General features: G+C 73.9%; 7 protein-coding genes. 2 read left to right on the top strand and 5 right to left on the bottom strand.

Annotation, left to right across the window (positions count from 1 at the left end; genetic code table 11):
- Positions 1-61 precede the first annotated feature (61 nt).
- The 4 genes from IE329_RS11705 to IE329_RS11720 all read right to left on the bottom strand — a co-directional run bounded on the left by IE329_RS11705 (position 62) and on the right by IE329_RS11720 (position 5,312).
- Positions 62-2,083, bottom strand: a complete 2,022-nt coding sequence (locus IE329_RS11705) for an ABC transporter ATP-binding protein (protein ID WP_229927363.1) — start codon at positions 2,081-2,083, stop codon at positions 62-64.
- Between the two features lie 546 nt (positions 2,084-2,629).
- Complete coding sequence (gene bla, locus IE329_RS11710) at positions 2,630-3,565, bottom strand: class A beta-lactamase (protein WP_190210790.1); 936 nt, start codon at positions 3,563-3,565, stop codon at positions 2,630-2,632.
- A 171-nt stretch (positions 3,566-3,736) separates the two neighbouring features.
- Positions 3,737-4,477, bottom strand: coding sequence for a class I SAM-dependent methyltransferase (locus IE329_RS11715; RefSeq protein WP_190210791.1), 741 nt, complete (start codon positions 4,475-4,477; stop codon positions 3,737-3,739).
- A 346-nt stretch (positions 4,478-4,823) separates the two neighbouring features.
- Positions 4,824-5,312: an RrF2 family transcriptional regulator gene (locus IE329_RS11720; RefSeq protein WP_190210792.1), complete on the bottom strand. Its 489-nt coding sequence runs from the start codon at positions 5,310-5,312 to the stop codon at positions 4,824-4,826.
- Between the two features lie 107 nt (positions 5,313-5,419).
- Between IE329_RS11720 and IE329_RS11725 the strand changes: the two genes are divergently transcribed.
- Positions 5,420-6,163: an SDR family oxidoreductase gene (locus IE329_RS11725; RefSeq protein ID WP_190210793.1), complete on the top strand. Its 744-nt coding sequence runs from the start codon at positions 5,420-5,422 to the stop codon at positions 6,161-6,163.
- Between the two features lie 158 nt (positions 6,164-6,321).
- Here the strand turns inward: IE329_RS11725 and IE329_RS11730 are convergent, their stop codons facing one another.
- Positions 6,322-7,173 (bottom strand): DMT family transporter, encoded by an 852-nt coding sequence (locus tag IE329_RS11730; RefSeq protein WP_229927364.1) that lies wholly within the window; start codon positions 7,171-7,173, stop codon positions 6,322-6,324.
- A gap of 386 nt (positions 7,174-7,559) precedes the next feature.
- Between IE329_RS11730 and IE329_RS11735 the strand changes: the two genes are divergently transcribed.
- Positions 7,560-7,946, top strand: coding sequence for a peptidoglycan-binding domain-containing protein (locus IE329_RS11735; protein WP_190210794.1), 387 nt, complete (start codon positions 7,560-7,562; stop codon positions 7,944-7,946).
- Positions 7,947-8,008 lie beyond the last annotated feature (62 nt).

Here is an 8,008-nt window from a genome sequence, read left to right on the forward strand (position 1 = left end):
GCCGGTTCGGTCGGCCCGGCGCCCTCCCGGGTGGTGGGCGGGGTCAGCGTCCTGAAGCCGATCACAGGCTGCTCCCGTTGCTCTCCGGGCTCTCCGGGCTCTCCTGGTTCCGCTGGTGCCCCTGGGTCCGCCGGCTCCCGTGGGCTCCGTCGGTTCCCCGGTGCTCCCGGCCCTTCGCGGCCGACGGGCTCCGCTGGGCGGGGACACCGGTGCGCTCGTTCTGCAGGTCCCACAGCTCCCTGAACCGGCCGCCCTCGTCGGCGACCAGCTCGGCGAACGTGCCCTCCTGGAGGACCTTGCCGTTTTCGAGGACGACGATGCGGTCGGCGACCGCCACGTTCGTCAGCCGGTGGGTGACCAGCACCACCGCCCGCTCCCGCGCGACGGTCCGCAGGTTCTGGAAGATCCGGTGCTCGGCCCGCGGATCGAGGGCCGCGGTCGGTTCGTCCAGGACGAGCAGTCCGGCCTCGCGGTGGAACGCCCGGGCGATGGCCAGGCGCTGCCACTGCCCGCCGGACAGTTCCTCGCCGCCCATCCACTCCACCGCCAGCAGGGTCGAGAGACCCCGGCGGAGTTTGGCGACGACCTCGCCAGCGCCGGAGGCGTCGGCGGCGCGCAGCACGGCGCTGTCGCCCTCGGCGGTCGGCTGGCCCAGCGTGATGTTCTCCCGGCAGGTCATCGGCCAGCGCGCGTAGTCCTGCGGCACGACGGCGACCTGACGCCACAGCGCCTGCGGGTCCAGGTCCCGGGTGTCGCGTCCGTCCCACCGCACCGAGCCGCCGTCCGGCAGGTAGAGCCCGGCGAGCAGCTTCGCGAGGGTGGTCTTGCCGGACCCGTTCTCGCCCACCAGGGCCAGGATCTCGCCCCGCCCGACGTGCAGGCTCACCCCGTCCAGCGCGGTGCGGTCGGAGGCGGGGTAGGCGTAGCTGAGGTTCTCCACCGCGATCCGGGACGGCGCCTGCGGCACCTCGGTGCCGCGCCGCGGCCGGTGGCCGCCGGCGGTGTCCAGGAAGCTCGACCAGTCGTCCAGGTACATCCCGGTGCGGAACAGGTCCGCGCCGTAGCCGACGATGCCGTGCAGGCTGGTGCCGACCGCGGCGAGCGCGAACACCGCGGCGCCGCCCCGCGGCAGGCTCATCCGGCCCGTGCTGACCAGCCACAGCATCGCCGCCCACACCAGGGCCGTGCCGAGGCCGGACGCGGCCGCGCCGACCACGGACACCCGGGCGCTCTGCATCGCCGCCCGCCGCGAGGAGGCGTCCAGCCGCCGGCCGACCTGCTCGTACTTGTCGAGCAGGAAGTCCCCCATGGTGTCGGAACGGACCTGGTCGGCGTTGCGCTTCAGGTGGATGTACCAGCGCAGGTTCGCCAGGATCCGGCGGTCGCCGATCGCGGCCCGGTTCGCCAGGAACTGCACCCGGGCGGCCCGCACCGACGCGACCCCCTGCGGCAACGCCGCCAGCACCAGCAGCGGCAGGAGGGCCGGGTGGAGCACGGTCAGCACGCCGGCCGCGCCGATCAGGGAGGCGAGCGAGGCGAGCAGGTTCTGCGCCTCCCCGACGATGTCCACGCACACTTCGGCGCCCCGGTCGGCGGCCTCCAGCTCGTCGTTGTAGCCGGCGTGGTCGTAGGCGGTCAGCTCGGCGGCCACGGTGGCGCGCAGCACCGCGGCCTCGGCCTCGCGGGAGATGCGCGGGGACAGGTGGATGGTGATGGTCCGGATCGTGATGCCGAGCAGGGAGCGGGCGCCGGCCGCCGCGGCGATCACGATGACCGACGGCGCGGCGTGGGCGAGCTTCTCGGCGACCTGGCCCGGGCCGAACAGGGCCGAGATCGTGCCGGTGGTGGCGAACAGGCCGGCCGCGCCGAGCACGGCGGACACGGCCTGGCAGGCCAGCAGCAGGGCGACGGAGGCGCGGTCGATGTGCCAGCCGAGGCGGAAGGCGCGGACGACGAGGGCGGGCAGGCGGCGGGCCATCGCGCTGACACTGATCGCCTCGATCGCCTCGATGCGGCGCCCGTCGGCGAGCCACCGGAGTTCCTCGTCGGTGGCCTCGGCCGGAGTGGTTGTCGTGGCGCTCAAGCCTTCGCCTCCTTGCGGACGACCTGGACCACGAGGCCCTCTTGGGCGGGCCGGACTCCGGCCGACGGGGTCGGGGGATTCACCACAGCTCCTCCAGACACAGACAGTGCGTGGGCACGGGGGCGCCGGTGAGGCCTATGGGCAGGCCCAAATAGGCTTTCAGGAAACCGAGTTGAGGTCGGTTCACCGGCGGGGAGGGTCTGATGATGGTGCTGTTCGAGCGCGCCGTTCAAGCGGATTACCCTCCGGGCGAGCCCGGGTCGAACAGGGACATTTCGATTTCCGCGCGGGTGCGGTCCAGGGCGCTCGGCGACGGGCCGGCGGCCGGTGGAGGAGGGTGGGCAGGGGGTCGGATCCCAGTGCGCAGGCGCCGAGAGCCCGTTCGAAGATCTCGGCGCGGTCAGGTCCGGCGGGCCCCGGGCGCCGCCGCGGCCGAGGAGGTCGCGCAGGGCGCGGCCGTCACCGAATTCACTCGTTCGACTGGTCGGCCCCGCGGCAGGTTTCGGGCGGCCGGTTGGTGCCGGCCGGGGTCGGGCGGCCCGCCGCCTACCCGGGTGACCCGGTGGTCCCGCCGTCGGTCAGTGCCACTGCCAGCACCGCGGCGGCGGCGGCGACCAGGGGTTCGTCCGCGGGCGCGGTGGAGCCGTCCTTGGTGGACAGGACGGCGATCACGACCGGCCCGCGGCCGGGCGGCCGGGCGATGCCCACGTCGTTGGTGGTGCCGTAGGCGCCGGTTCCGGTCTTGTCCGCGACCGTCCAGTCCTCGGGCAGCCCCGCCCGGAGGCGGCCGGCGCCGGTGGTGTTGCCCAGCAGCCAGCCGGTGAGCCGCTTCGCGTCCCGCGGCCGGAGGGCGCCCCCCAGGGTGAGGCGGGCGTACGTCCGGCCGAGTGCGCGGGGGCTCGACGTGTCGGTCACCCGCCCGGGCTCCGCCGAGTTCAGCTCGGGCTCCCACCGGTCCAGCCGGGTGACGTCGTCCCCGACGGAACGGCAGAAGCGGGTGACCGCAACGGGGCCGCCGAGCTCGCGCAGCAGGAGGTTGGCGGCGGCGTTGTCGCTGTGGTCGACGGCGGCCGCGCACAGGCCGGCGACGGTCATGCCGCCGGCCAGGTTCCCGGGCAGGCCGGTGACCGGCGCGTAGCCGGACGCCGCGACGTCCTGCTCGGTGTACCGGATGCGGTGGGCCAGGAACTCGCCGTCCCGGTCGAGGTCCCGCAGGACGGCGGCGACGGCGATCGTCTTGAAGGTCGAGCACACGGGGAACAGGTCGTCGGCGCGGTGGAGCACCGTCCGGCCGGTGACGGTGTCCAGGGCGAAGACCCCCAGCCGCGCGGAGTGCGCCTGCTCCAGGGCGCGCAGCCGGCCGGTGGTCCGCCCGTCGTCGGGGCTCTGTGCGAAGGCCGGGCCCGCGGTGGGGAGAGCGACGGTGAGGGCCGTCGCGGCGGCGCCGGTCACGACCCGGCGCCGACTCGGGCGCATGTCCATCTGCTGTCCTCCGCTCGTGCGGCCGGCGGTGGCCGGCCGGCCCCCTTGCGTCCCTTGTCAGGACGCGGCTGGGCACCCGCGCGTTCCCGGCGGCGGCCGCCGGTGGGCCGAACCGGTGACGGCGGGCCGCTGCGGCCGGTACCGGAACGACCCGCCGTCACCGGCCCGGGGTCAGGCGCGGCAGCGCAGCATCGTCAGCGGGGGGTTGGCGGCGTAGTCGTCCCAGAACTCCTTGCCGTGCTCGCGCACGCCGGCGTCGGAGATCTCCAGGGGCACCCAGGTGATCTCGCTGAACCCGGCGGCCCGCAGGCTCTGCTCCAGGACCTCGCGGCTCGGCGGGTTGGCGACGAACGAGATCGGCGGGTCGAGGAGCGCGGTGATCCGCACGCGCGGCCCGATCTCGGTCTCCTCGCCGAGCGATTCGCACAGGAAGCCGTACTTGGCCAGCGAGGGCCCGTCGAACCGGAGGTCCGGGTTCTGGGTGAAGACGAAGAACTCGGCCCCCTGCGCGACGCTGCGGTGGATGACGCGACACATCCGCTCGATGGTGGCGACGTCGTCGGCGTAGTTGAACAGCTGGACCGCGACCGCGATGTCGAAGGGCTGCTCGAAGGCACGCAGCCCGGCGACGTCGCCGACCTCGTAGTGCACGCCCAGCGGGTTGCTCTCCTCCAGGGCCACGGCCGCGTCCACCATCGCGGAGGAGATGTCGACGCCGAGGACGTGCGAAGCACCGCGGCGCTTGAACTCCCGGCTGTAGAAGCCGGTTCCGGAGGCCAGGTCGAGGACCGACCGGCCCTTCACGTCGCCGACGAGGGAGAGGAAGCCGGGCACCTCCCCGTAGCGTGCGAGCGGGAGGGTCTTGAAGCCCTCGAACGCCTCACCGATCTCGTCGTACAGCTGACCGCTCATCGTACGGTTCCCCCTCTGCCTCGGCTTCGGCCCTCGGATCGGGCCGCAGCTCCTGGCCGGAAGTCTCCCTCCCGCCGACGGGGGCGTCGTACTGGCGGATGCTCCAAATATGCCGTGCCGAAAGGGCGGTCCGGTCTTCGTGATCGCATCGGACGGCAGATGGGGGCGCCGGCCGGTGAACCGAGGAGCTGACCATTGGTCAAGATGACTCTGCGGAGCCGGTATCCCTCCTGGGGGGCCGCGTTCCGACGTCGACAGGCCGGCAAGTGCCGGTCGGTGAAGCAGACTTGGCGGTACGTGCAGCCGCCCGGCGGCTTGGGTGGTCCGGGCCCGGCGTCGCGGACGGTCAGCGCGGGCCGGGTCCGGCGGTCAGCCAGCTGCCGATCCCCGGCAGTGCCTCCGGGCCGCTGTCGTTCTCCACCGAGGCGACCAGGTCGGCGATGGTGATGCCGGCCAGCGCGGCCCGCCAGGCGGCGTCCGCGGTTCCCATCGCCCGGGCGACGGGGCACGGCTTGGTGCACTGCTCCGGCGGCGTGGCGAACGGGCCTCGCCGGCGTATCTCGGTGCACACGAACGCCGGGCTCGCCCCGTCGACGGCCTGCACCACGTCCAGGAGCGTGATCTCGCCGGCGTCCCGGGTGATCACGTAACCGCCGGTCTTGCCCTGGGTCGAGCGCACCAGCCCGGCCCGGGAGAGCGCCTGGAGCTGCTTGGCCATGTAGCTGGGCGAGACGTCGTGCAGTTCGGCCAGCCGGGCGGCCGGCACCGGCTCGCTGGCCGCGGTCAGCACCACGCAGCAGTGCAGGGCCCATTCGACGCCGCCGGACAGTTTCATGCCACCTCCCAAGTGACTCGGACATATACTATCCGAGTAGTATCCCGGACATTCGATGTCCGAGTTGGTGCCCGGGGGAACGCCCGGCTCACGAAGGAAGGCACACCATGAAGATCACCGTCATCGGCACCGGTCTGATCGGCTCCCGGCTCGCCGCCGTACTTGAGAAGCGGGGCCACGACGTGACCACGGCGTCCCTGTCGTCCGGAGTCGACCTGCTCACCGGCGCCGGCCTCGACGCGGCCCTGGCCGGTGCTCACACGGTCGTCAACGTGACCAACTCCCCGACCTTCGACGACCAGTCCCTCGCCTTCTTCCGCACCACCGTGGGCAACCTGCTCGCCGCGGGCGAGAAGGCCGGCGTGCGGCACCAGGTCGTCCTGTCGATCGTCGGGGTCGACCAGGTCCCGCAGCTGGACTACTACCGCGCCAAGCTGCTCCAGGAGGAGCTGCTGCGCGGCGGCCCGACCCCGTACTCGATCGTCCGGGCCACCCAGTTCTTCGAGTTCATGGAGCCCACCATGTCCTGGACCTCGGACGACAGCGCCGTCCGGCTGCCGGCCACTCCCGTCCAGCCCATCGCCGCCGACGACGTGGTCGACGCCCTCGCGGACGTGGCCACCGGCGCCCCGCTCGACGGCATCCTCGACGTCGCGGGCCCTGACAGGTTCACCCTGGACGAGGTCGGCCGCATCACCCTGGCCGCCCGGGAGGACGGGCGGCCGGTCGTCACCGACGACCGGGCCGGCCTGTTCGCGGCCGTCCGGGGCGACGTCCTCACCGCCGGCCCGGCCGCCCGGCTGGCCCCCACCCACTACCGGGACTGGCTGCGGAGCACCCGCAAGGGTTGACCGTCCCCGGCTGCTCCGCTCCCTCCCTCGTCCGGCCCCGCCCCTCGGACCGGCTCCGCCCCTCGGACCGGCTCCGCCTGCGCCGCGTCGCCCGTGCGGGTCGGTCGGTGTATTCGTCGCGCGGCCCGGCCGGCCCGGGGCGGCCGTGGATCACCGGGTCAGCCGTGGGCGAGTTCCAGGACGGCGATGCCGGTGAGCACGGTGACGCTGGCGGCCAGCCGGACATGACCGAGGCGTTCGCGCAGGAAGAGGACGCCGATGATCGCGGCGAGCACGATGCTGGTCTCGCGCAGGGCCGCGATGGTGGCCAGGTCGCCGGCGGTCTGTGCCCAGACGACCAGGCCGTACGCCGTCAGCGAGATGAGCCCGCCGGTCAGCCCGGTCCACCACCCCTGCCGGAGCCCGCCGGCCAGGGCGCGGCCGCGCAGCAGCGCGGCCACCGTGAGCATGGCGGCGCCCTGGGTGAGGAACATCCACGCGATGTAGCCGCCCGCGCCGCCGGCCCGGCGGACCCCGATGCCGTCCACCACGGTGTACGCCGCGATCAGCGCACCCGTGGTGAGCGCCGCGCCCAGCGCGGGCAGCTGCTCGCGGCCCGGCAGTCCGCCGGCGAACGCGAGGCCGGCCAGCCCGAGCGAGATCACGAGGATGCCGAGCAGCCGGGGGCCGTGCAGCGGGTCCCCCAGGACGGTCGCCGCGACCAGGGCCACGACCATCGGCGAGGTGCCCCGGGCGAGCGGGTACATCTGCCCGAAGTCGCCGAGCCGGTAGGCCCGCAGGAGCTGGGGCTGGTAGCAGACCTGGAGCCCTGCCGAGGCGGCGAGGCACGGCCAGGCCGAGCGGTCCGGCAGCGGCGCCGGCCAGGCCATCGCCGCGCCGACGGCGAGGAAGACCGTGTTCATCAGGGCGAACCCCGCCAGCTTGTCCGCCATTCCGTGGGCGAGTGCGTTCCACACGGCGTGCAGCAGGGCTGCGACCAGGACCACGAACGGTACGGCTTCCGGACTCACCGGCGTCCCCTCGAACGGAAAAGTTGTACATACAACATCTATCGTTCTGGGGCGGTGCCGTCAACCGGCGAGCCCTGCGCCCGGGCGAGCGGTGCGCCGGAGGTCCTGGCCGGCGCCGGCCAGGCGCGGGCTGACGGGTCGCGGACCGGGTGGGGGCGGACCGGGCGGGCGGGGCGGGCGCCGGTTGGTGGTGTGTTGGCGATCCGTTGGCACGGTGCGGCACCGTCACCGGAAGAACGGGTGATCCCCGGGCGGTACGGGCGGGCGCCGCGACAGGGTCGTCGACGTCCCGCGGACCGGGACGCGTACGGCACGGTTCGTGGTGCCCGGGTGTGAGGTGCTCCGGCGCCGTCCGCGGGTCACCGACGTACAGAAAGGATCTGAGCATGAGGCAGAAGGCGAAGTCCGCGCTGCGCGGTGCGACGGTGGCGTTCGGCGCGGCCCTGCTGGTCGCGGCGGGCACCGCATCGGCGAGCGCGAAGGTCGGCGCGCCGTACATCCGCTACGGGAACTCCGGCTTCAACGTCCAGTGCGTGCAGTACGCGCTGAACCACTGGAACTCGGTGCAGGGCGGCGGCAGCAGCCACCTCATCAGCGTGGACGGGCAGTTCGGCAACAACACGCTCACCGAGGTCAAGCGCTACCAGAGCGCCTTCGGCCTGGACCCGGACGGCGTGGTGGGCCCCGCGACCGGCGGGCGGATGTACTGGGCCTGGATCGCCGGGGACACCGACGGCCCGGCCTGCTACCAGGTCATGCCGACGCAGTCCTGACGGACGGCCACGGGTTCGCGCCGGCTCCGGCCGGGCCACTCCGGGCGGCCCGGCCCGGAGCC

The sequence above is a fragment of the Kitasatospora indigofera genome (assembly GCF_014655955.1).
Lineage (GTDB): Bacteria > Actinomycetota > Actinomycetes > Streptomycetales > Streptomycetaceae > Kitasatospora > Kitasatospora indigofera.

Coding starts and splice junctions, on each gene's coding strand:
- IE329_RS11715 (WP_190210791.1), bottom strand. CDS start 4,477: ATGAGCGGTCAGCTGTACGACGAGATCGGTGAGGCGTTCGAGGGCTTC.
- IE329_RS11720 (WP_190210792.1), bottom strand. CDS start 5,312: ATGAAACTGTCCGGCGGCGTCGAATGGGCCCTGCACTGCTGCGTGGTG.
- bla (WP_190210790.1), bottom strand. CDS start 3,565: ATGGACATGCGCCCGAGTCGGCGCCGGGTCGTGACCGGCGCCGCCGCG.
- IE329_RS11725 (WP_190210793.1), top strand. CDS start 5,420: ATGAAGATCACCGTCATCGGCACCGGTCTGATCGGCTCCCGGCTCGCC.
- IE329_RS11735 (WP_190210794.1), top strand. CDS start 7,560: ATGAGGCAGAAGGCGAAGTCCGCGCTGCGCGGTGCGACGGTGGCGTTC.